This window comes from Catellatospora sp. NPDC049133 (assembly GCF_040648455.1).
Taxonomy (GTDB): domain Bacteria; phylum Actinomycetota; class Actinomycetes; order Mycobacteriales; family Micromonosporaceae; genus Catellatospora; species Catellatospora aurea.
Map to the genome: position 1 here is coordinate 1 of NZ_JBEZDT010000013.1, position 23009 is coordinate 23009.

The window sequence follows — 23009 nt, forward strand, 5'->3', positions numbered from 1 at the left end:
GGGGCGGCCCCCCGCCCCGCCCCGCCCCCGCGCGGGCGCCCCGGCCCCACCCGGGCGGTGCGGCCGTAACCCCGGCGGCAGGTCGCCGCCGGGGTTACGGGATCAGCAGCACTTTGAGTGAGCGGCGCCGGTCGAAGTCGCGGTATCCCGCGTCGGCGTCGGCCAGCGGCAGCCGGTCGGAGACGACCGCCCTCGGGTCCACGGCGCCGGACCTGAGCAGCGCCACGACGGACGCCCGGTCGCGGATCGGGTCGCCGACGACGAACCGCAGGGTCAGTTCCCGGGTGAACGCGCGCTGGGTGTGCAACGGCATCGCCGCGGAACTGTGCGCCCCGACGGCGACCACCGTGCCGCGGCGGCCGGCGCTGTCGACGGCGCAGGCCAGCGCCGCGTCGCTGCCGACGGCTTCGATGACCGCCTGGGCTTCGCCGAGCGTGGAGGCCAGCAGGGCGGGCTCGACCGCCGCGAACCCCAGCGCCTCGACGCCGGCGCGCCGGGCCGGGTCCGGATCGGCGACGACCACCCGCGACGCCCCGGCGGCCGCGGCGCACATGGCGGCGAGCTGCCCCAGGGCGCCCGCGCCGACGACGCCGACCGTGGCGCCCGGCGCCGCGCAGGCCTCGACCGCCGCCCAGGCCGTGCTCAGCAGGTCCCCGACGAACAGCATCCGCTCGTCGTCGAGCTCGTCGGGACACGGGTACAGCACGGTGTCGGCGAACGGCACCCGCACGTACTCGCTCTGACCGCCGGCGACCGCACGGCCGACGACCGTGGAGTAGCCGAACAGCGTGGCGTGGGCGCAGTGGTAATGCCAGCCTTTCGCACACGTCGCGCAGCGGCCGCAGGCGATCACGTCCGATGCCACCACGCGGGTGCCGGGCGGATACGGGACCTCCGCGCCGGCGTCGACCACGACTCCGACGAACTCGTGCCCCAGGATGGTGCCGGGCGCGAAGCCGGGGATCTCTCCGCGGTAGGGGTGCAGGTCGCTGCCGCAGATCGCGGAACGGGTGACGCGGACCACGGCGTCACGGGCGTGCTCCACGGCCGGCTCGGGCAGGTCCGTCTCTACTGCGACGTCACGCGGGCCGCGGTACACCACCGCCTTCACGCCGCCGCCTCCTCGAGCTCGACGACCGTCCAGTCCTTGGCCGCCAGGACCACCGGCACGGTGCGGTGGGGGGTGGTGACCACGGTCCGGATCGGCCGGGCGGCGTGGTTGACCACGACGGCGAGCCGGGACCCGTCCACCGTGCCGATGATCAGTTCGGTCTCCGGGTCGGGGCAGTCGACCTCCGGGCGCACCTGTGCCAGCTCGGCGAGCATGCGGTAGAACGTCTCGCCGCGCGCCGAGTCCAGGCCGCCCACACCGTCCAGGAAACGCTCGAAGGGCAGGTTCGTGTACAGGATCTGGCCGAGACCGACCGGGTTGGCGACCAGCGCGGGCGAGCCGTCGGCGTACTCGGCGAGCACCTTGCCCGTGGTCACCTCCAGGGTGGAGGGGACGCCGACCTCGTCGCGCCAGGCCAGTGGCCAGTGCTGGTCGCCCCAGCGCACTGCCGACTTGCCGGGGTCGCCGCGGCGGAAGTCCACGACGCGGGCGCCGGCCAGGTCCTCGCCGGGATAGCCGGTCGAATGGCTGCCGGAGGACAGGTAGACGGTGGCTCCGTGCTCGGCGAGGGCGCGGATGCGGTGCAGGTCGGCCAGGGTCAGGTGCTCCACGGACGGGCAGACGACCAGACGGGTCCGGCCGCTGTCCGCGGTCGCCGCGTTCCCGGCGGCCATCACGTGGCCGAGGTGGGCTCGGGTGAGCAGGAGGTCGGCCACGAACACCGCGCGCGGTCCGGCGTTGCCGTCGTCCAGGTACGACAGGGCCTGGTTGCGGAGCCGGTCGTTGAGGTAGATCGCGACCGGAGCCGGGCTGCGATCGATCGCGAGCGATCCCAGGTTGCGGGAGATCCGGCGGAGTGCCCGCAGCCGGGGCTTGTGTTCGCCGTCGGCGGTGACCAGCCCGGCGGCCCGTTCGGTGGGGCGCTGGCTGTAGGGCTCGGCCTCGGAGACGATGTCGGTCCAGCACCACACGAACAGCCCGGCGGCTCCGCCCGCGATGCTGGCCGCCGCGGCGGCGTTCAGGTATGCGGTCGCCGTCGGCTCGTCGACGCCGTAGCTGCCGATCTCGTCGAGGAGCGGGGTGCCGTAGGCGGCCGCGAAGCGGGTGACGAACGGCGCCAGGTTGGTGGCCTTGTACGACAGCGTCGACTCGATGCCGCCGGGTGACCACAGCGGGAAGGCGTGCACGCCGATGAGGTCCAGCGCCGCGGCGTTGTCGACGGCGAAGGGGGTGGTTCCGAACACCGCGGACGCGTCGTTGGCCTGCAGCACGAGGCTGTCCGGGGACTGCGCCCGGATCGCGCCGCCGATCCGGGCGTACCAGGAAGCCACGTCCTGCCGGGTGAGGCGCGCGGCTTCGGCCGGGTCGACGTTGGCGATCTCGTCGCCCAGGTCGAACGCCGCGATGTTGTCGTACTCGCGCAGCCTGGCGGCGATACGGCCGGCCAGGTGCTCCTGGCGGTCCAGCATCAGCGGGTCACGCCACAGGCTGCGGTCGGCACGCCAGTGCGGGTCGAGGCGCTCACCGTTCATCCAGATCGTGAACAGCGAGATGACGCAGTGCAGGCCGGTCTCCCGGGCCGCGCCGACCACGTCGGCGAGCCGGTCGAGGCTGACGGGGTCCAGCTGCCCCTGGGCGGGCTCGAAGTCGCGCCAGATGACGAAGATGCGCACGGCGTTGAGATCGGCCTGTGCCATCGCGGCGAAGTCTCGGCGGATGACGTCGAGGTCCCAGTCGGCCCACATCCGGCAGCCTGCCGCCGCCGGGAAGTAGTTCGCGCCCAGCAGCCGCAGCGGTGCGCCGTCGCGAAGGATCAGTCCCTCGCGCACCGTGTAGGTCATCTCGGTGAACCGATGAGGCCCGCCAGGTGCTCGGGCGTCGCGTTCTCGAAGATCGCCAGCAGCAGGTCGTTGCGCAGCCGGTCGGCGTCCTCGCCCTCGGTGGGATGCCACCGGGCGACCAACTGGGAGATCAGCTCGACGGCACGCAGCGAGTCGCCGCCGGCCAGGAAGAAGTCGTCGGACTTGTCCAGCGGCGGGCGCATGAGCACGCCACCCATCTCCTTGCCGATGATCTCGGTGAACTGTGCTCGTGTCAGATCCATGGCGGCGATGACCTCCTGATCGGCGTGTGTGGTCCGTTGCCGGCGTCGGTGGCCGGTGCGGCCGTGAGTGGACCCGCCCCGACAGCGTTCGCGGCCGGCCCGCGCACCGCAGCCGCCGAGACCGGGCCCCGCCGACGCCGCCAGCACATGGTGCCAACGGCCGTCGCGGCCGATAAGCGACCATCGACCGCTCGCTGCGCCTACCCGGGCGGTCATAGCCGTACGGAGGAGTGGCCCGACGGCGTGCGGCGCACTTCAATTTCGTCACGTGGACACTGACCGCGTGATTGACCAGCAATCGATGGCAGCTGTGGCGAAGACCGCGCTGTGGACGGCCGCGGCGCGCGCCCGTGAGAGCAACCGGCCGGACCGGCTCTTCGACGATCCCTTCGCCGGCCTGCTCGCCGGCGACGAGGGACGGGAGCTGCTGCAACACTTCCACACCGACCGCGCGCCCGATGACGGCAACCCGTTCATCGCGATCCGCACCAGGTGGTTCGACGACTTCATCAGCCAGGCGTGCGCCGGTGCGCCCGCGCAGGTGGTGGCGCTGGGCGCCGGCCTGGACACCCGGTGGTACCGGATGCCGTGGTCGGACGGCACGACCCTGTTCGAGCTCGATCAGGCTTCGCTGCTGGCGTACAAGGTGGACCGTCTGCGCGATGTGCCGGTGCCCGGCGACGCGCAGCGGCGGATCGTGCCGGTGGCTTTCGACGACAGCGACGGGTGGGTCGACGCGCTGCTGGCAGCCGGCTTCGACGCGACCTGCCCGACGGTGTGGTTCGGTGAAGGGCTGCTGTTCTACCTGCCGGAGCAGCTCGCCCACCGGTTGCTGAGCCGGGTGGCGGCGCTGTCGGCCCCGGGCAGCCGCCTGGCCGTCGACCTGATCGGCACCGGCATCTTCTCGTTCCCGTACACGCGGGAGTTCCTGCGCCGGCTGCAGGAGGCGAACAGCCCGTGGCGGTTCGGCACCGACGACCCCGGCGGCTTCGTGGCCGGCGCCGGCTGGCAGGTCGACGCGGTGCTGGAACCGGGCAAGCCGGCGGCGGACTTCGGTCGCTGGCCGGCGGCCAGCACTCCGCCGCCTTCGGCGATCGTGCCCCGCAGCTACTTCGTGTCGGCGCGCCGTTAAGTGAGCGGCGTCGGCCCGGTACGGATCTGGTGGGCCAGACCGTCCGCGCTGGAGAGCCATGACCGCCGGCTGCTGTCGGCGGCGGAGACCGCCCGGATGGAGCGTATCGGCCGACCGGGCGACCGGGAACGGTTCGCTGCCGCCTGGGCGCTGGCCAGGCGGCAGCTGGGCGAGCTGACCGGTCGGCCGCCGAGAAGTCTCACCTTCACCCGCTCGTGCGAGAACTGCGCGCACCCGTCACACGGCCGTCCGCGGCTGGCGATGCCGGGGCCGCAGTTCTCGCTGTCGCATTCGGGCGACAGGGTGCTGCTGGCGGTGAGCGAGCAGCGGGTGGGGGCGGATGTCGAGCAGGTCGGCCGCGACATCGACGGGCTGCGGCGGCTGGTTCTGCACCCCGACGAGGCCCCGGAGACCGCCGGACCGGCGTTGCTGCGGTTGTGGGTTCGCAAGGAGGCGCTGCTCAAGGTGACCGGTCTGCCGGTGACGCAGATGGCCAGGCTGAACGCGGCGAACCCGCCGCCGGGTGTGCGCGTGTGGGACGCGGCCGCCGACGACGGATACGTCGCCGCGGTGGCGGCGGTGGAGCGCGCAGACCCGTGATCGCTCGGGCGGGCCGCGCGGCGACGGCCGCGGGGTGCGCAGCGCCCCTGTCCTGGGACGCCGGCCTGCGCACCCCGCGGCCGTCTCGCCGGTTTCAGCGGCGCAGCGCCCGGTGGACCTGGCGGACCGCCAGGTAGACGCAGATCGGGATCATGACGGCCAGGTACGCCACGTGCAGGAGCGTGCTCGGCGCCGGTGCGCCGAGCGACAGCCCGCGCACCAGCTCCACCGCGTGGTAGAGCGGCGTCACCTCGATGACGATCTGCATCGCCTGCGGGTAGTTGGCGATGGGTGCGAACGTGCCGGAGAACAGGAACAGCGCGACCTGGCCGGTGGTGACCAGCTCGAAGTCCTGCCAGCCACGCAGCGTGGCACTGATCGCCAGGCCCAGTGCGCTGAAGGCGGTGCCGATCAGCACCGTGGCCGCGAACACCGTGACCGCCCCGACGGGCGTGACGAGCCCGAAGGCGGCCATGACGACGAGGAAGAGCAGGCTGTAGACCGCCCCCCGCAACGTCGCCGTGATCAGCTCGCCCACCACGATCTCCGAGGCGCGCACGCCGGCGGCGAACTGGTTCTCGACGACGCCCGCGAACTTGAGCTTGCCGAAGAACCCGAAGATGCTCTCGCCGAACGCGCCGCTGAACGCGCAGAAGGCCAGCATCGCCGGGGCGACGAAACCCTGGTAGGACACCGCCTGGCCGGCGTAGTCCACCGGCCCGCCGATGAGCTGCCCGACGCCCACGCCGATCGCCAGCAGGTACAGCAGCGGCTCCAGGATGCCCGACGCCAGCAGTAGCCAGTACGACGGCCCGACGCGGGTCGCCTTGGCGTTACGCTCCAGCACCGCCGCCGCCCGGCGGGCCGACAGCCGGTGCGCGATTGCCAATGTCACCATCGTTCCTCCTAGTCGACCAGCCGCTTGCGGAACGCCTGCCGCGCCAGCACGAATCCGACGATCAGATAAGCCGTGAGGACCCCGAGGTGGGCGGCGACCGGCCAGGCCGGCGTCGTGCCGAGCATCGTGGCGCGGACCAGCTCGACGCCGTGCCACAGCGGCAGCGCGTAGGCCAGCGGCTGCAGATATTCGGGCATGGCGGCGACCGGGAAATAGACGCCCGAGAACAGCGTGGTCGGCACCACCGCGAACCGGAACAGCAGCGGGAAGTAGCTGTCGCTGCGGATCGTCGCGGAGAACGCCGCCACGACGGCCGTGCACGCGACCGCCAGCAGCGCACAGACCAGCGGCGCCAGCAGCGTCCAGATCGAATGCACGGCGCCGAAAGCCGCGGCCACGAGCAGGAAGACCGACACGGCGATCCCGAGCACGACCAGCACGAACGCGAACCAGCCGACGAGCATGTCGGTGATGCGGACCCGGGTGTTGCGCATGACGTACAGACCGCCGACCCAGGCGAAGTCGACGAACACGGCGTACGTCGAGGAGCTCACGCCGATCTGGAAGGCCAGCGTCGCCAGCAGGCCGGGTGCGATCCAGTCGAGGTAGCTGAACCCGTCGACGCTGCCGACGTAGTCACCGACGCCGAGGCCGATGCTGACCAGGTAGAGGATGGGCACGAGAAAGAACGAGAACGCGGTGGTCCGCCACAGGCTGCGGTAGATGAGCAGGTGGCGTTCGAACACTGCGGTTGCCGGATGTGCCATGCCTACTCCACCAGCGTCCTTCCCGTGAGCCGGAAGAAGACGTCCTCCAGGGTCGAGCGCCGGATGAGCACGCCCGACGGCGTCAGGCCCCGCTGGTGAACCTGTGCCGCGGCGGCCTCTCCGTCGGCGGCGTAGACGAGCAGCCGCTCCGGCAGCACGTCGACTCGGTCGCCGATGCCTTCCACCTTGTCGCGGTACTGCTCGACCGGGTCGTCGCCGAACCGCAGCTCGACCACGTGCGGGCCGGCGTGGGCGGCGATGAGCTCGCGCGGCGATCCGACCGCGACGACCTTGCCCAGATCCATCACCGCGATCCGGTCGCACAGCTGCTCGGCCTCGTCCATGTAGTGCGTGCTGAGCAGCAGGGTGACGCCGCGCTGCTTGAGCCGGTAGAGCCGCTCCCACAGCAGGTGGCGGGCCTGGGGGTCCAGGCCGGTCGTCGGCTCGTCCAGGATCACCAGGTCGGGGTTGTTGATCATCGCGCGCGCGATGCTGAGCCGGCGCTTCATGCCGCCGGACAGGGTGTCCACCCGGTCGTTCGCCCGGTCGGCGAGCTGGACGAACTCGGCCTGCTCGTCCGCGCGCTGCCTGGACAGGGCCCGGGACATGCCGAAGTAGCGGGCGTAGGTGACCAGGTTCTCCCGCACGGTGAGCTCCTGGTCGAGCCGGTCCGCCTGCCCGCAGATCCCCATCCGGCTGCGGATGCCCACCTCGTCGGCGAGCGGGTCCATGCCGAGCACCCGCAGGGTGCCGCCGGTGGGGCGCGAGATGCAGCTGACCATGTGCATGGTCGTCGTCTTGCCCGCGCCGTTCGGTCCGAGGAGCCCGAACGTCTCACCGCCGGCGATGTCGAGGTCGATCCCGTCGACGGCGGTGTTGTCCCCGTACCGTTTGACCAGCCCGCTCGCGTGGACCACGCTGTCCGTCGTCATGGCACCCTCCTCGGGTGTCCAGCGGGCAGCAATTGCTGATCGGACATTGTTCAGCTCCTTTTCCCTACGCGCGGAAGCCTTCGGCGAATAGTCGTCGACTCAGGATTCGGCACGCATCATCGCGAATGCCGGAACGGCATGGCAGGCGCATGCCCTCCGAAACCGTCTACAAGCTACTACCGGAAAACGGCTGCGAGAAGTGGCCGGAGTCATCCGATCCGGAGAATCCAAGCCGCGGCCACACGCCCACCGGATTGGCATATCAACCCATCAGATTGGGCTTGCCAAATGGCTGCCGATGTGCGCCGGGAATGGTATTCACGGCTTCACGCAAACCCGATCGGCACGAGCCCGAAAGACGGCCGGCGGCACCGGACCCGGCTGCGCCCACCGGCGGATGTCACGACCCGACTTGGCGGTCCACGAAACTGATCAACGCGCCGACCGTCTCCAGGTCCTGCGGTTCCAGCTCGTCCGGGTCGAACTCGAACCCGACCTTCGTCTCGATCTGCGTCAGCAGCACCAGGATGCTGGTCGAGTCGAAGCCCAGGTCGTCGAAGAAGCGGGTCTCCGGCGAGATCGACGCCGCGTCGCGGTCGAGCATGTCGGCGATCGCGCCGACGAGGTCGCCGGCCACGCCTCCGGCCGGGGTCTGCGCACTGTCCATCGGTGTCTCCTGTCAGTCCGGTGCGGGCACCGGCACCTCCGGCGCAGCCGTCGACAGATGCTCACCGAAGCACCGACAGGCCGGAAGACTCCCTGGTACGCACAACAGACCTAGCCGTGTAGGCATGTCCGAAAACGGCGTCGTCGGCCGTCGCCGTCCGAGGCCAGACTGAGGGCTGCCCACACGCCGACCCGACAGCTGGTGGAGATCACGTGACGACAGCCGGCACCGCCGCACATGACAGCAGACTGCCGGTGCAGAATCCGGCCACCGGCGAGGTGTTCGACCACGTCCCCCGATGCACCGCCGACGCACTGGCGGGCATCGTGGCCCGAGCCCGTGACGCGTTGCGGGACTGGTCGCGGCGCACCGAGGCCGACCGGCGCCGGCAGCTGCTCGCCTGCGGCGCCGCGCTGTCGCGCCACGTCGACGAACTCGCCGGGCTGCTCACCCGCGAGCAGGGAAAGCCGCTCGCCGGCGCGCGCGCCGAGGTCGCCCTCGCCGTGGACTGGTTCCGGCACACCGCCGCGCTCACCCTTGCCACCGAACCGCTCGTCGACGAGCCGACCGCGCAGATCGTGATGGACCGGGTCCCCTACGGGGTGGTCGCGGCGATCGCACCGTCGAACTATCCGATCATCCTGGCGGTCACGAAGATCGCGCCCGCACTGCTGGCCGGCAACACGGTCGTGCTGAAGCCCTCGCCCATGACCCCGCTGTCGTCGCTGCTGCTGGCCGACATCCTCGCCGGCGTCCTGCCGCCCGGCGTGCTGACGGCCGTGGCCGGCGACGCCGAACTCGGGCAGGCCCTGGTCGGGCATCCCGACGTGGCACTCGTGTCGTTCACCGGGTCCGTCGAGGTCGGCCGCGCCATCGCCGGCGCGGCCGCCGGCCGGTTCGCGCACACGGTGCTCGAACTGGGCGGCAACGACCCCTGCATCATCCTGCCCGACACCGACGTCACCCAGATCGCCGAACAGGTCTTCTGGCGCGCCATGCGAAACAGCGGGCAGTTCTGCGCCGCCGTCAAACGCGTCTACGTCCCCCAGGCACGGCGCCACGAGCTCGTCGAGGCCCTGTCGTCGCTGGCGGACAAGGCCGTGGTGGGCGACGGCATGGACGCCGGCACCCAGCTGGGGCCGCTGGTGAGCCGGCAGCTCGCGGACCGCGTGGCCGGGCTCGTCGAGGACGCCCGCATCCACGGCGCCACCGTCCACCGGGCAGCGACCGCGACCCGGCAGGGCGGGCACTTCCACCGCCCGACCATCGTCTCGGATCTGCCGGCCGGCACCGATCTGGAACTCACCGAACAGTTCGGCCCCGTCATACCGGTGATCTCCTACACCGACCTGGCCGACGCCGTCGCGCGGGCGAACGCCACCCAGTACGGGCTCGGAGCATCGGTGTGGGGCGACCCCGGCGCCGCCCGCGCCGTGGCCGACGAGCTCGACTGCGGCACCGTCTGGATCAACGACCACGGCGACCTGCGCCATGACGTGCCGTTCGGCGGCACCCGCTGCTCCGGCCTCGGCGTCGAGTACGGCTACTGGGGCCTGCTGGAGTACACGCGCATCAAGGTCACGTCGGTGAAGGGCTGATGACGATGACGGACCGAGACCCCGCCCACCCGGTCGTCACAGCGGCGGTGATCACGCACCCTCGGCGGCTGGAACAGGCACGGGCGCTGGCGGCGACCCTGTCCGGCGGCGGCTGCGACGTCATCACCGACCCCGACCCGGCGGGACCGCCCTCGGAGCTGCGAACCGCGCTGCGCGGATGGTCGTCGGTCAGCGACGGCGCCACCCATCACCTGCTCATGCATGACGACATGCGACCCGCCCCCGGTCTGCTGGAACGGGTCCGCCGCGCCGTGCGCGCCCATCCGAACGCCGCGCTCGCCCTCTTCGCGTTCTGGGGCTCGCGCAACGGCGCCGCGATGCGGCTGGGCGCCCTGTCCGGGGCACAGTGGGTGCGCACGGTCAACGAATGGACGCCCACCAACGCCGTCGTGCTGCCCCGGGAGGTCGCCGTGCGCTTCGTCGCGTGGGCCGGCAGCCGGCACACCGCCTGGCCCGCCGACGTGGCACTGCACCGGTTCCTGCGGGAGCAGGGCGTGCCGACGTACGTGGCCGTGCCCAATCTCGTCGAGCACGACGAGGTGCAGTCGCTGGCGAACAACGACTACCAGGGACTGCGCCGCGCGGCGTGCTTCCTGCCGGACGAGCCCGCCGCCGGCGGGCGCGAACTGCTCCGGGAACCTTCCGCGGTCCCGTTCTTCGTCGCGTTCGCCTCCGCAGCCGCACAGGTCGTCGTGCCGGTCCCCGGCGCGGACCCGCCGCGCACCAGGCACGTGCAGTGCGCGGAGTACCTGGACCGCTTCTCCGTCGATGCGGGCCGGCTGCGTGACCGCACCCGGCCGGACGCGCCCGGCGTCCGCGACGACATCGCCTGGATGACGTGGCTCACCGCGTACACGATGGGTGTGGTGAACCAGGTGGACGGGCAGGCGGCCGTGTCCCTGGACGACCGGGTGCTGCGCGTCGCGCTCGGCACGATCGTGCAGGGCGGTGTGTCGCACCTCGTCGGCTCCGCCGCCGCGAGCCGGATGGCCGAAGCCCTCGAACCCGCCATCCTCGACGGCCTCGACGCGGGACTGGGCGCGTTCCGTGGCCGCCGGCGCGCCACCGGACCCCGGACCGGCGTGGTCGGCGCGGATACGTTCCTCACCGAATACCTCATCGCCCGGCTCACCGACCTGGGCCACCGGGTCCGCCGGATCGGCCCGGACGCACCGCGCCTGGACGGGCTCGACGTGGTCGTGCTGGCCGGTCCCTGCGCGACCGCCCTGGGCCCCGGGATCCGCGCGCAGGACGTCGAGCTGGAAGCCGGACGTGTCCGCAAAGTGCTCGCGGCCGCCGACGGAGCGCGCGTGATCCTGCTCAGCTCCTACCGCGTCTACGACGGCTGCACGGGCCGAGTGGACGAGAACACCCCGCTGTCCGGTGGCGATCCCGTGGCGGCAGCCGTCCGCGACGTCGAACGGCTCTGCCGCGACGCCGATGCCGTGACACTGCGGCTGGGCGCCGTCTACGGGCCGGGGATGCCCCACGACGACGCCCTCACGGCGATGGTCGGGCAGGCCTCGACAAGCCGGTCGATCACCGCGTGCACGGGAGGCTGGCCGGTCCAGCTCGTCCACCTGAAGGACGTCGCCGACGCCGTCGCGGCGGTCGTCGAGAGCCCGCCGGGCGATCCTGTGGTCAACCTGAGCAGCAGCGTGCCGCTGCACCGCAGTGAGCTGGTCGACCTCGTCGGCCGGGTGGTGCGCCCGACCGAGAGCCGGCCGGTCGCGTGCGCCGCGGGCGACAGTCCGGTGGTCGACGTGTCGCTGGCGGCGCGGCTCGGCTGGCGGGCAACCGTCGAGGTCGAGCACGGCGTGCACGGTGTGTCGCAGTGGCTGGCGCATGACACGTCGTGGGAACCGGGCCAGGACGGTCCCGGCTGCCGGCATGGCCGGTCCTCGTAGGACCGGACCCGGGCGACCGCCTGTCAGCGGGTGACCGGTGGATGGGCGCTTCGGGAAACGTCACTCAACGCTGGTAGCACCGCCAGGCGTACGCGTCGGCGGGGTCGGCGGTGCGCGCGTACGCGTCCTTGCCGTAGGTGTCGGCGCACGCGACGTCCATGTCGACGGCTCGCACGAACACCAGCAGCCGTACGCACTGCCAGCCTCCGTCCGCGCGGGGCGTCGCCACGGAGCCGGTCACGTGCTGCCGGCAGTACTTCGCGGTCAGATCCTGGACTCCGGCCGCGTCGGCGGGGCCGAGCGGCTCCGGAACGGGTGACCGCGACGGACCCGTGGCCGCGGGTCGGGTCGGGACAGCCGAGGTCGGCGCAGGTGCCGGTGTGGGACTGGCGGTGGCCGAGGGCGGCTCGACGGTCGGCTGTGCCGCGCCGATCGACCAGTGGCCGTCGGGGGTCGTGTCCGGATGCCACGACGGCGAGGAGCCCGCGTCGCCACCGCCGGTGAACAGCGGTTGGACGCAGAGCAGCCCGGCCAGCGCGGTGGCGGTGAACAGCCACCACCGTCGGCGGCGGCGTCGCCGCCGGTGTTCGCCGTGCTGCGGGTGTCCGGCCTGGTGCTCTGGGCCGGCTGCGGTCGTCTCGTCTGGCACGTGCGCTGTCCTCCTTGCGACGCTGCGACGCCTGGTCGGCCGCTGCCACGGCGCTCGTGCGCGGCCTGGGTGAGGCGGCGGCGGGCCGGCCCCAGGGGGACGTCACTTTCCTTCATCACCTTCGTGATCAACGCACATAATGGGCATCCGCCAGGACCCGCGCAAGCCGGGAACGCCCCGCAACCGGCCCGCACCGGTGGAGCGGCGGCCCCTTATCAGACCGTTTGACCACATCGCCGCTTCATTTGCCCTAGCGTTCGGTATAAACCGGAAGCGATGACGCGCCGGGTCGCAAGCAATGACATCCGGGGACGCACATGATGACCTTGGCCCAGTCGTCGTTCGGCAACGGCGACTTTCTGCTGTTCATGTTCGAATTCTTCTTGTTCGTGATCTGGTTCTGGCTGCTGATCATGATCTTCTCGGACCTGTTCCGCGATCACGAGACCTCAGGCTGGGCGAAGGCCCTGTGGACCATCCTGGTGATCGTCCTGCCGTTCATCGGCATCCTGCTCTACCTCATCGTGCGCGGCCGCGGCATGACCGACCGCGCCCTGAAGCAGCAGCAGGCCATGAAGCAGCAGATGGACGCGCAGATCCGCGCTGCCGTCGGCACCGGCGCGTCACCTGCCGACCAGATCGCGCAGGCGAAGTCCCTGCTCGACACCGGAGCGATCACCCAGGCCGAGTTCGAGGCGCTCAAGAACAAAGCGCTGGCGTCCTGACCCGCAGCGCGGCCGTGGGCCCGCGCATCCGGGGCAGCGCCGGCATCCGGCCGGTGCCATAGTGGCGCGATGAAGGCAGACCTGCACGGTTACCTCCAGGGCGGGCGCGAGTCGCTGCTGTGGAAACTCGACGGGCTCGGCGAGTACGACATCCGGCGGCCGCTGACCCGGACCGGCACCAACCTGCTCGGCCTGGTGAAGCACTCGGCCGCCACCGAGATCGTCTACTTCGGCGCCGTGTTCGGCCGGCCGTTCGAGCAGGAGCTGCCCTTCGTCGGCGAGGCGGCGCAGGCCAACGCCGACATGTGGGCGACCGCGGACGAGTCCCGCGAGGAGATCGTCGACCTGTACCGCCGCGCCAACGCCCACGCCGACGCGACCATCGAAACCTTGTCGCTGGACGACGTCGGCCGGGTGCCGTGGTGGGGCGATGCGACACCCACGTTGCGCCACGTCCTGGTCCACGTCACCGCGGAGACCCAGCGCCACGCCGGCCACGCCGACATCGTGCGCGAACTCATCGACGGCACAGCCGGGCTGCTGCCCAGCCACGACAACCTGCCTGCCGCCGACGAGCAGTGGTGGTCGGACCACCGCCGGCGCGTGGAGCAGGCAGCCCTGGACGCCGACAGGCGGGTGTCCGCCTAAAAGGGAACCGCCGACCGCGGGAGTCCACCCACGGTCAGCGGCCGGTGCGCCAGTGCGGTCCGGGTCAGCGCGAAGGCGTCGGCGTGGGACCGGTCAGGGCCTTGAGCTGCTGCCGCTCGCTGGTGGCGGTGGCTTTGAGCTGGTCGGCGATGCCCCTGACGGTGGGGGTCGACGCCGTTGGCGAGTTCGGCGGTGATGGAGCCGAGCAGGCCTTCGTGGTTGGTGGAGAACAGCTCGACGATCCGGTCCTGGAACTGCTCGGGGCTGAGTCCGCGCAGTGCGGCGGCGTCGGGCATGGCAGGCATCGACGGCATCGCGTTCGGCGCGGCTGACGCCATCGCGGGCATGGACGCCATGCCACCGGGCGCGGCAGAGGGCACGGGCAGGTTGTGCTGGGTGAGCCAGGCGGTGAGCTGGTCGATCTGCGGCTGCGACGCCGACTCGACCTCGGTGGCGTACTGCTTGAGCCCGACCGACTGGGCGCCTTCGACTGCCTGCTGGGCGAGCCAGCGTGCCTGCTGCCGCAGGGCGATGGCCTGCTGGGCGAACTGGACGTCGGTGTTGTTGAACTGCCCGGAGGCGCTGGGCTGCGCGGCCACGACGGCCGGTGTCGCCGTGGTCGTGCCGCAGCCGGTGACGGCCCCGCCCGCCACGGTCATGACGGCGGCGAGCAGGACCAGGGATCGGGTCCGAGTGTTCATTCGCATCCTCCGGTGATCGACACACAGTTCCGGACCACCGTATGACGCAGGTATCAGCTTTGAGGGCGAATCTGGCGATTGGTCGCTTTAGGCCGTGTACCGGTGCCGGCTCCGTGCTGCTGTCGCCGCGGCGTCCGGCGCGCAGAAGGGGCGCCTTCCCTGCCACGGGAAGGCGCCCCTCTCACTGCGTTGCCGGTCAGCCGTTGACGGACAGCACCGTCTGGCCGACGGACGAGCTGCCGTTACCGTAGGCGAGCACGCCCAGGTAGCGGACGCCCGCGGTGAGCCCGGTCCAGGTCGCGGTGACCGTCGCCGGGCCGTTGACAGCCGCGGTCTGGGTGGCCGGGGTGGCGGTGAGGTTGCCGGCGGCCGTGTTCGGCACGACCCAGGCATTGCCCGGCATGGTGACCGCGCCGGACGCCGCGAACAGGTGGACGTACACGTCGTAGCTGCCCTCGGTCAGGGTCACCGACTCCTGCGCGGTGCCGCCGGTGCTGCTGGCGACCTGGCTGGTGGTGTTGCCGGCGGGGTACACGAACACGTCCACGTCGGTGCCCATGGGCACGTCGGCGTCGAAGGTCGAGAACCGGGCGACCGCGGTGCCGGCCGGGACCGTCACCGTGACCTTCTTGACCGAGTCCGACTCCATCGGCGTGAAGGTCGGGTTCGGGCCGGCGAAGGCCAGGTTGCTGACCGAGGCGGCGGTGAGGCCGCCGACGGCGGTGGTCAGGGTGCCGGCGTAGCCGGTGCGCAGCGACAGCGTGGTGCTGCCGCTGGTGCCCGTGCCGGTGGCCTCGACCGGTGCCGCCAGTGCCGAGTAGCGCACCGCGATCGGGCTGGTGACCTTGTGGTTACGCAGGTCCGACCAGGTCAGCGAGCCGAACGCCCAGGTGCCGGCGGCGGCGGTGGTGCGGGTGATGGTGACCTTGAAGGTCTTGGACTTGCCCGGCGCGACCGTCAGCGTCTTGGGCTCGACCTTGACGGTGAACCCGGCCGGGGCCGTGACCTGCGCGGCGTACACCGAGCTGTTCTTGCTGATGTTGGTCACCCGGCGGGTGACGGTCTGCGCGCCGGGGACGTCGCCGACGGCGATCGACGGGTAGTTCAGGTCGCTCGGGTCGATCGAGCCGACCGAGGCGCAGAACTCCGGCTCGGTGATCAGCTGCAGCTGGCCGATGCCGCAGGCGTACTGCAGCCACTGCTCCGGCGTCGAGTCGTAGACCAGGCCCGGGTCGAAGGCGCTGCCCGGCACGACGTGGCCGGAGCCGTAGTTGAGCGGGGTGGCGTCGCCCTGCGACCACTGGATCGGCGCACCGGTGTTGTCCTTGGTGGTGGCCGTCGTCATCATGGCCGACTTGATCCACATCGGGGACCACTTCGGGTTCTTGCTCTTGATCAGCGCGGCGACGCCGGCGATGTGCGGGGCCGACATCGACGTGCCCGACAGCGAGTTGAAGTGGTTGCCGCCGCTGGCGGCCGGCGAGACCGCCGCGATGACGTCGACACCGGGCCCGGTGATGTCCGGCTTGAGCAGGTCGCCGTTACCGGCCAGGGCCGGGCCGTAGGACGAGAAACCGGCCATGGCCGGGGCGCGCACCGGGTCGGTGCTGACCGCGGAGATGCTCGCGGTCGGGTTCGCGTCCGAGGCGACGTACGCGGTGACCGCTGCGCCGTCCACGGAGTTGAGGTGGATGCTGGGCACCGAGTGGAAGTCGGCGTTGAGCGACTGCGCGGCGCTGGTGTTGGCCTGGATCATGCCGATGCCGCCCGCCTGGGCGACCGCCGCGCTCTTCTCCACGCGGGCGTTGCCGCCCCGGTCACACAGCACGATCTTGCCGGTCACCTTCGCCGGGTCGAGCGTGCCCAGGTAGCACAGGTTGACCAGGTTCTGGTCCGCGCCCGCCAGACCGGCGTTGGTCGAGTCGATCAGGGTCGCGGGGCCCGCGGCCACGCCGACGCCGACACCGGTGTAGGTCGCGCCGTTGCCCAGCGTCACGGTCTTGGTGTTGCCGCGGTCGTGGGTGCTGGCCGCGACGGTGGTCAGCCACGGCGAGTTGTGCGCCACGCTGCTCACGCCGATCGTGTCACCGGAGTTGCCCGCCGAAGCGGACACGAACACACCGGCCGCGGCGGCGTTGAGGAACGCGATCTCGGCCGGGTCGACGACGTACTGGCTCGAACCCGAGATCGAGTAGTTGATGACGTCGACACCGTCGGCGACGGCCGCGTCGATCGCCGCGACGATGTCGGCGGTGCCGCCGGAGGAGTTGCCCGCCACCGGGTTGTGCCACAGCACCTTGTACGCCGCGATGCGCGCCGCCGGCGCCACACCGGACACGGTGCCCACGACGCCGCCGTTGATCGACGCGGTCACACCCGAGTTGCCGGCCGAGGTCGACGCGGTGTGCGAGCCGTGGCCGTTGTAGTCACGCGGCGACAGGAACTCGGCGTCGTTGACGTTGGCGTCGTCGTGGAAGTAGCGGGCGCCGATGAGCTTGTTGTTGCAGGCGATCGGCTGCTCGACACCGGCGTCGCAGGTGCCCTTCCACTTCTTGTCGATGACCCGCTGGTCCGGGCGCGGCGAGGGCAGCGCCGCGAACGACGGGTTCTCCGCCCAGATGCCGGAGTCGATGATGCCGACGATCACGCCCTCACCGGCGTGGGAGTCGCCGCCGAACTGCTTGCTCCACACCCCGCCGGAGCCGGTCAGGCCCAGGAAGTCACGGGTCGTGATCGTGTCGGCGGTCAGCTGCTCGCTCTTCCACACCCGCAGCACGCCGCTGTCGGCCCGCAGCCGCGCGACCTCGGCCGCGGTCAGCCGGGCGCTGAAACCGTTGAACGTGACGCCGTAGTCGTAGGACTTCTTCGCGGTGTCGACCCGCGCGCCGCGCAGCGCGGCGTCGTGCTCGCCGCGCAGCCGGTCGCGCCACTTCTTCGACGCGGCCGAGTGCGCGTCCACGCGCTCACCGGCGGCCGGGCGGGTCGCGGCGTAGCCGCTGACACCGCCGGCGTAGTTGGCGACCGGCTCGCTGACGGTCTGGACGAGGTACAGCGCGGTGGCCGTCGAGGCCGGCGGGGCGGCCTGCGCGCCGCCTGCCGCCGAAGCCGCCACGAGAGCGGCTGTCGCGACGGCGGCGAGCGCCATCGAGGCCGGACGTCTGCCGGCCGGTCGAACGAGTCTCACGGGGGTGTCCTCCTGGATGAGGCGATAGCGGCGCGGGACCACGGGGTGTGGGTCCGGTGCGTTGATACGCCCTACCGCGATGCGAAGGGATCGTTGCACATCCCTGCTGCGCGACACCAGAGGCAACTTTCAATTCAACCCATGCCGATCATCGATCGGCCCAGGCCACACCGGCCGCCCGGCCACGACAATCCGATGCCGCGTCCGGCCGCAGCAACGCTCCCAGACCAGGCAGGTCTTGGTCCGCTTGGCGACCCTGCCCTGCGGCGTCCAGTCGGCCGGCACCGGCACGACGACGGTGCGGTGATCGTGCCACGTGGCCACCTCCGGAAACGGTCGATGTCGCGAACGTCCTGTGTGGATTCACCACAGGTCCCGCCCGAGACGTTCCGCAGGTCCGCCACCCGCAGGTAGCTTTGCCTCATGAGCAGCGCGGCCGCCTTCCGGGAGAAGGCGTCCGTCGTGCTCGTGCGCCTGTGCCTGCTCGCCGTGGCACTGCTCTGGATGCGGTTCAACGCCCTGCTCGTGCGGGAGCTGAGCGCGCAGTCGCTCGCCCGCGCCGGGTGGGCCGGCACGCCCGGCACCGTCCGGGTCTCCGGCTGCACGTCGGAGGTCATCGACCACGAGACGATGACCGAATGGACCGACTGCGCCGGATACTTCACACCCGCGGACGGATCGCAACCGCCGTGGAAGGTGGCGACGTCCAACACGGGCGGTGATCGCGCTCGTCGGCGAGTCCCTGCTCACGCTGCTGCTCGACCGGTGGGACCTGGTCTGACACCGCCGCCGTGATCCGTTAGGCTCGCTGGCTGCCGTACGGGAGGCCGAGCATGACCGCTGATCGAGTCGACATCACTGAGCCCTGGCTGCTCACCTGGCGCGATGTCGATCCCGGAGTGCGGCCCGGATTCGATCCGGCGGCCGTCGCGGAACTGGTGCGGGCGCTGCCACCGGCAGCCGAGGTCCCGCCGCCCGGCACGGACCGGTGGCTGGTCGACTTCTGGTTCGACCGGATGACCGAGGCACTGGTCGCGCGCCTGGGCGACTGGGTGGTGGGCTGGTCATACACGGTCGCGATGGAGGACTTCCAAGGCCGCGGGGTCATTCCGGTCTGGCGAGCACAGCGCCCGCCGGTGACGACACCGGACGAGACGCTGACCCGCATCGCCGAGGCGGTCGTGGCCTGGCACGAACTGCTGGTGGAGCTCGCCACCGATGCGCGCGGCCGCTTCGCCGCCGCTGCCCCGGCGACAACCGACGGTACCGGCGAGCCGCCCGCCTGGCGTGCTGTCCAGGGCCATGGCCGGGTCGCCGTCCATGCGGGCCCACGCGAACGCCCCCTGCCCTATCCGAGCGAGCTGAGCTGGGCGGACACCCAGCTCCCGGACCGGGGGTACGCCCCCGGCACGGTCCCGGCGGTGGTGGGCGACCTGGTCGCGGCGGCCGAGCTGCCGTCGCCGGGAGCCGACTGGCGGCTGCGGGAGCTGTGGCTGGAGAACATCTCGGCCGGGCTCGTCGGCCGGTACGGACGGTGGGCGGTGGGTTGGCGCTGGTCGGTCGGCGAGGGCGACCTCGACGGCGGCCCGGTCGGCTCCTGGTGCTGCCTGCCGCACTCGGCCACCACCCCGGAGGCGGCCGTGACCGCGATCGCCGCGGCGCTGGTGGAGTGGCGCGAGTGGCTCGACGACCTGGCGGAGCGGTTCGAGCGGTTCCTGCCGCTTGCCGCCGGTGACCTGGACGGCTGGGAGCGCGCCGTCGCGCATCTGGTGACCGCCGTCGGTGACCGCACGCAGTACGAGTCCGGCTGGTACAGCTGCTGCGCGACCGTGCTCGGCTGGTTTCTCGAAGCGGCCGGCATCGCACCGGCCCGCCGGAAGGAGCTGCTCGAACACGCGGTCGCGGGCCGTTTCGACAGCTGGGTGGAGCCCGCGCGGGCGGTCGTGGAGTCGGTCGCCGAGGACCTGGCCCGGCGGGTGGCCGTTGACCACGGCTGACCATCTGGCGGTGTGGCAGCGGGTGCGGGAAACCGTGGCCTGGCGGGACGTCGTCGCGCACCCGGACGCGCCGGTGCCGGCGGTCCGGGACGGCTTCACCGCGTTCGCCTGCGCACCGGCGGGGGGTGACCCCCGGCGGTCGAACCGGCTGCTGTCGGCGTACCGGGATGTGCGGCGGGAAGCCGCCGCCGATGCCGACCTCACGTTGGATCTGCTGGCCCGCTGGAACGGGATCAGCCGTGGTGTCCCGGACGCGGCGTTCCGAGAAGCGGCGGCGTACGCGAAGAACGGCCGGGAACGGTACGGGCTGCACGCCGACACCGAGCAGCGGTTCGTCGCGTGCCTGGCCCAGACCGCCGACCGGGCGGTCCCGGTGACGGCCCGCGCGGCGCGGGCGTACCTCGACGTCGCGTTCTTCCACCCGTTCGACGACGGCAACGCCCGCCTGGCGGGGCTGGTGCTGCAGTTCGTGCTGCTGCGTGAGGGCATCGAACTCGACGAGGTCGCCCCGATCCTGACGACGGTGCGCCGCGCCGACGACGCCGACGGGGCCGCCGACCTGGCCCGGCTGGTGCACGGCATCGCCGCGGCCACCCGCCGCCGCCGACTGCGGGCGCACGGGTAGCAGGTCTGCGATGCCGCCTCAGTCCGCGTTGCGGCAGTAGCGGTGGCTCTCGCGGGTCACCCGGCCGGAACGCACGGCGATGGTCAGGCCGAAGCACAGCAGTCCGTCGATCTTGTCTGTCATGCGGCGGAAACCCAGCAGATCCAGCGTCGTACGCAGGGTCGACACCAGTGAAGGGGCGGCCCCGCCGCACCACCGGTCACACCCAGGTTGATCAACCACTCGGAACGCGGGTTCCGCCGGGCGCGCGAAAGCCCCGGCCGAACGGCGCCCGGATCCGGCCTGGCATGCGGCAAGAGTTGGCGGAACGTTGCCCGTTCGGGGTCACCCATGAAGATCCTTTCGGCTACGTTGCCGCCATGAACAGCACCGCCTCGCAGGAGCCGATCCGGCTCGTATACGGCCACGCCGAGCTGCACGACAGCCTGGCCTTCGCCGACGCCACCACCGCCGCCGCCGAAGCCGCGGAGATCCGTGCGATCGCCGCGGCCGCGACTTGGGGCGAAGCCCGCCGCCTGCAGACCCGCCACGTGGACAACCCGGTCGCGTTCGACGACCCTGACGACGACCCGAACACCGAACCCGACGACGCCGCGTTCGACATCAGCGAGGTCGGGCCGGTGATCGACGGCGACTGGCCGCCGATGGTGACGTCCCGGGCCTTCGACCTGCTGCCCGAAGACCTGCAGGCCCGGTTCGGCGCCGGCGAGTTCACCGCGCTCAACGGCGACTTCCTGCACATCCCCGTCGAACGCGAGGCCGAGCTGATCGCCGAGCTGCGCGGCCGTGGCATCGCGGTGACCCGCGACGACGCGCTCATCAACGAGCTGGACGGGCGCGGCTTCAACCCGGTGGGCTGACCCGCAGCAGCCGATGTGGTCGGGATCCGGGTGCCATCGGCGTGACGATCGCCGGGTCCCGACCACGGCAGGCGACGCGGGTCGCCTTGACAGGCAAGCAGACACTTGCCTAACGTTCGGCCATGAGCACCGACGACCCCGCGATCACTCCGTTCCTGATGTTCGAAGGCGCCGCCACGCAGGCCATGGACTTCTACGTCTCGCTGTTCGACGACGGCGAGGTCCTCAGCGTGACGCCGCACCAGGGCGAGCACACCGGCGTGCAGCTGGCCGAATTCAGGGTGGCCGGGCAGCGGCTGCTGTGCAGCGACAGTTTCGTCAAGCATGCCTTCACGTTCACGCCGTCACTGTCGCTGTTCGTCCGGTGCAAGGACGACGCCGAACTCACCCGCCTGCACGCGGCGCTGTCCGAAGGCGGCCAGGAACTCATGCCGCCCTCGAACTACGGCTTCAGCACCCGGTTCGCCTGGGTCAACGACCGCTTCGGGGTGTCCTGGCAACTGAACCTGGCCTGAGCACACACGGAGGTCGGGTCGATCATGGCAAAGCAGGTGCGGGTGCCTTCCGCAGATGCCGAGAGCTCGGAGTTCGTCGAGTTCGCGCACAGCTACAACGGCTACGAACTTCACGGCGAGATGGAGGGTCTCAGTAGACTGGTCCAATCCGTCAGACACCGCTGGCAGGAGCCGGCCGAGCTGGGCGACGATCTCGACGTGCTTCGGGCTTGTCTGTTCCACGAAGTGCGCGGCCACCGCCACAGCGGCGGATATGGCCGGTTCGAGCAAGACCCGTTCGTCGCCGCGCTGCTGACCGGCATCCGTCGCCTAGCCCCCGGGCCCATGCCGGTCAAGGGTTCGGCCGGCTGACCGCGGTCCGGCGGACTCCTTCGCCTTGAACCGATCCAGAAAAAGCGTCGACCGGTTTCCGCCCGGCGAAGGCGGCAGAATGCATGACGAGCCAGCCGGCTCCGGGAACGGTCCGGTACCGGCTGGGCGTGCTTCAGCTGGATGACGTCCGGGAGTGCGGATGGCCGATTGGGACGGCGCCGGGTACGCCCACATCAGCGCGCTCCAGCGAACCATGGCGACGGCCTGCCTGGAATCCGTGACGGTCGCGGGCACCGAGCAGGTCCTCGACGTGGGCTGCGGCGACGGCTACGTGACCCGGCTGATCGCCTCCATGGTGCCCGACGGAACCGTGCTCGGTGTGGATCCGTCGCCGCGGATGATCGAGGTGGCCCGCACCGCCGACGACCAGCTGACCAACGTGTCGTTCCAGGTCGGCGACGTCGTCACCATGGCGTTCGGGCCGGACTTCGACCTCGTGGTCTCGTTCAACGCGCTGCACTGGGTGACCGAGCAGGAGACCGCCTACCGCAACATCGCGGCGGCGCTCAAACCCACCGGGCGGGTGCTCGTGCAGTTCGTCTGCCGAGGTGACCGCCCGAGCATCGAACGCGTCGCGATGGACACGGCGCGCGATCCGCGCTGGGCGCGCGCGTTCACCGGCTTCGCTCAGCCGTTCGTGCACATCGAGCCCGACGAGCTTTCCGTGATCGCGGGCAGTGCGGGTCTGCAGGTCGTGCAGCGGTCGGTCGTCGACCGGGAATGGGACTTCGGCTCGCGGGAGCAGTTCGCGCAGTGGTGCACGGTCGGGTTCGCGGACTGGACGTCGCGGCTGCCGGCTGAGGAGGTTCCCGCGTTCGTGGACGCCGTCGTCGACGAGTACCAGAAGGTCGCCGGTCGACCAGGGTTGTTCCGGTTCCTGCAGTTGCGGGCCGACCTGCGGCCGCAGCCGCGATAGCAGCGGCGCGGGTCTGCCCGCCCGGTATCAGGTGGCGTACTGCCGTCGACGCCAGGGCTGGAGATCTTCGGCGGGTGGCC

Annotated in this window: 23 protein-coding genes; 13 read left to right on the forward strand and 10 right to left on the reverse strand. The window is 71.5% G+C overall.

Annotated features, from left to right (window positions below; genetic code table 11):
- Positions 1–94: 94 nt before the first annotated feature.
- Genes AB0B35_RS16535 through AB0B35_RS16545 form a run of 3 tightly spaced genes read right to left on the reverse strand, consistent with a single transcriptional unit; the run spans position 95 to position 3215 of the window.
- Positions 95–1111: an alcohol dehydrogenase catalytic domain-containing protein gene (locus AB0B35_RS16535; protein ID WP_361045883.1), complete on the reverse strand. Its 1017-nt coding sequence runs from the start codon at positions 1109–1111 to the stop codon at positions 95–97.
- Complete coding sequence (locus AB0B35_RS16540) at positions 1108–2952, reverse strand: cellulase family glycosylhydrolase (protein ID WP_361045886.1); 1845 nt, start codon at positions 2950–2952, stop codon at positions 1108–1110. Before AB0B35_RS16540 ends, AB0B35_RS16535 begins: the two co-directional genes overlap by 4 nt.
- Positions 2949–3215, reverse strand: coding sequence for a phosphopantetheine-binding protein (locus AB0B35_RS16545; protein ID WP_361045888.1), 267 nt, complete (start codon positions 3213–3215; stop codon positions 2949–2951). Before AB0B35_RS16545 ends, AB0B35_RS16540 begins: the two co-directional genes overlap by 4 nt.
- A 283-nt stretch (positions 3216–3498) precedes the next feature.
- Between AB0B35_RS16545 and AB0B35_RS16550 the strand changes: the two genes are divergently transcribed.
- Positions 3499–4347, forward strand: a complete 849-nt coding sequence (locus AB0B35_RS16550; RefSeq protein WP_361045891.1) for an SAM-dependent methyltransferase — start codon at positions 3499–3501, stop codon at positions 4345–4347.
- Positions 4348–4947: a 4'-phosphopantetheinyl transferase superfamily protein gene (locus AB0B35_RS16555; protein WP_361045894.1), complete on the forward strand. Its 600-nt coding sequence runs from the start codon at positions 4348–4350 to the stop codon at positions 4945–4947.
- 94 nt (positions 4948–5041) lie between these two features.
- Here AB0B35_RS16555 and AB0B35_RS16560 read toward each other — a convergent pair whose 3' ends face one another.
- From AB0B35_RS16560 to AB0B35_RS16575, 4 genes are all read right to left on the reverse strand, one after another.
- Positions 5042–5845 (reverse strand): ABC transporter permease, encoded by an 804-nt coding sequence (locus AB0B35_RS16560; RefSeq protein WP_361045896.1) that lies wholly within the window; start codon positions 5843–5845, stop codon positions 5042–5044.
- Positions 5846–5853: 8 nt separating this feature from the next.
- A complete protein-coding gene (locus tag AB0B35_RS16565) occupies positions 5854–6612 on the reverse strand; it encodes an ABC transporter permease (protein ID WP_361045897.1) in 759 nt (252 codons plus the stop codon).
- Between the two features lie 2 nt (positions 6613–6614).
- Positions 6615–7544, reverse strand: a complete 930-nt coding sequence (locus tag AB0B35_RS16570; RefSeq protein ID WP_361045899.1) for an ABC transporter ATP-binding protein — start codon at positions 7542–7544, stop codon at positions 6615–6617.
- Between the two features lie 400 nt (positions 7545–7944).
- A complete protein-coding gene (locus tag AB0B35_RS16575; protein ID WP_361045902.1) occupies positions 7945–8211 on the reverse strand; it encodes an acyl carrier protein in 267 nt (88 codons plus the stop codon).
- Positions 8212–8423: 212 nt separating this feature from the next.
- On the opposite strand from AB0B35_RS16575, the gene AB0B35_RS16580 reads away from it, so the two are divergent.
- Together AB0B35_RS16580 and AB0B35_RS16585 are read left to right on the forward strand one after the other, a co-directional pair.
- A complete protein-coding gene (locus AB0B35_RS16580; protein ID WP_361045905.1) occupies positions 8424–9809 on the forward strand; it encodes an aldehyde dehydrogenase family protein in 1386 nt (461 codons plus the stop codon).
- A gap of 5 nt (positions 9810–9814) precedes the next feature.
- Positions 9815–11737 (forward strand): NAD-dependent epimerase/dehydratase family protein, encoded by a 1923-nt coding sequence (locus AB0B35_RS16585; RefSeq protein ID WP_361045908.1) that lies wholly within the window; start codon positions 9815–9817, stop codon positions 11735–11737.
- 64 nt (positions 11738–11801) lie between these two features.
- Here AB0B35_RS16585 and AB0B35_RS16590 read toward each other — a convergent pair whose 3' ends face one another.
- Positions 11802–12386 (reverse strand): hypothetical protein, encoded by a 585-nt coding sequence (locus AB0B35_RS16590; protein ID WP_361045911.1) that lies wholly within the window; start codon positions 12384–12386, stop codon positions 11802–11804.
- A gap of 320 nt (positions 12387–12706) precedes the next feature.
- Between AB0B35_RS16590 and AB0B35_RS16595 the strand changes: the two genes are divergently transcribed.
- Positions 12707–13111 carry an SHOCT domain-containing protein gene (locus AB0B35_RS16595; RefSeq protein ID WP_361045913.1) on the forward strand — a complete coding sequence of 135 codons (405 nt, stop codon included), beginning with the start codon at positions 12707–12709 and terminating at the stop codon, positions 13109–13111.
- A 69-nt stretch (positions 13112–13180) separates the two neighbouring features.
- Positions 13181–13759, forward strand: a complete 579-nt coding sequence (locus AB0B35_RS16600; protein ID WP_361045916.1) for a DinB family protein — start codon at positions 13181–13183, stop codon at positions 13757–13759.
- Here the strand turns inward: AB0B35_RS16600 and AB0B35_RS16605 are convergent.
- Together AB0B35_RS16605 and AB0B35_RS16610 are read right to left on the reverse strand one after the other, a co-directional pair.
- Positions 13756–14460 (reverse strand): DUF305 domain-containing protein, encoded by a 705-nt coding sequence (locus tag AB0B35_RS16605; protein WP_361045919.1) that lies wholly within the window; start codon positions 14458–14460, stop codon positions 13756–13758. The genes AB0B35_RS16600 and AB0B35_RS16605 overlap by 4 nt on opposite strands.
- 196 nt (positions 14461–14656) lie before the next feature.
- The gene (locus AB0B35_RS16610; protein ID WP_361045921.1) at positions 14657–17644 is read right to left on the reverse strand and encodes a S8 family serine peptidase; all 2988 of its coding nucleotides are present in this window, start codon (positions 17642–17644) and stop codon (positions 14657–14659) included.
- 423 nt (positions 17645–18067) lie between these two features.
- Between AB0B35_RS16610 and AB0B35_RS16615 the strand changes: the two genes are divergently transcribed.
- From AB0B35_RS16615 to AB0B35_RS16645, 7 genes are all read left to right on the forward strand, one after another.
- Positions 18068–18439 (forward strand): hypothetical protein, encoded by a 372-nt coding sequence (locus AB0B35_RS16615; protein ID WP_361045923.1) that lies wholly within the window; start codon positions 18068–18070, stop codon positions 18437–18439.
- A gap of 38 nt (positions 18440–18477) precedes the next feature.
- Positions 18478–19641: a hypothetical protein gene (locus AB0B35_RS16620; RefSeq protein WP_361045926.1), complete on the forward strand. Its 1164-nt coding sequence runs from the start codon at positions 18478–18480 to the stop codon at positions 19639–19641.
- Positions 19628–20266: a Fic family protein gene (locus tag AB0B35_RS16625; protein WP_361045929.1), complete on the forward strand. Its 639-nt coding sequence runs from the start codon at positions 19628–19630 to the stop codon at positions 20264–20266. The genes AB0B35_RS16620 and AB0B35_RS16625 overlap by 14 nt, the downstream gene beginning before the upstream one ends.
- A gap of 359 nt (positions 20267–20625) precedes the next feature.
- Positions 20626–21126, forward strand: a complete 501-nt coding sequence (locus AB0B35_RS16630) for a hypothetical protein (RefSeq protein ID WP_361045932.1) — start codon at positions 20626–20628, stop codon at positions 21124–21126.
- 122 nt (positions 21127–21248) lie between these two features.
- A complete protein-coding gene (locus AB0B35_RS16635; protein ID WP_361045934.1) occupies positions 21249–21641 on the forward strand; it encodes a VOC family protein in 393 nt (130 codons plus the stop codon).
- A 24-nt stretch (positions 21642–21665) separates the two neighbouring features.
- On the forward strand, positions 21666–21992 hold the full coding sequence (locus AB0B35_RS16640; protein WP_361045936.1) for a hypothetical protein: 327 nt from the start codon (positions 21666–21668) through the stop codon (positions 21990–21992).
- Positions 21993–22152: 160 nt separating this feature from the next.
- On the forward strand, positions 22153–22929 hold the full coding sequence (locus AB0B35_RS16645; protein WP_361045938.1) for a class I SAM-dependent methyltransferase: 777 nt from the start codon (positions 22153–22155) through the stop codon (positions 22927–22929).
- The last annotated feature ends 80 nt before the right edge of the window (positions 22930–23009 follow it).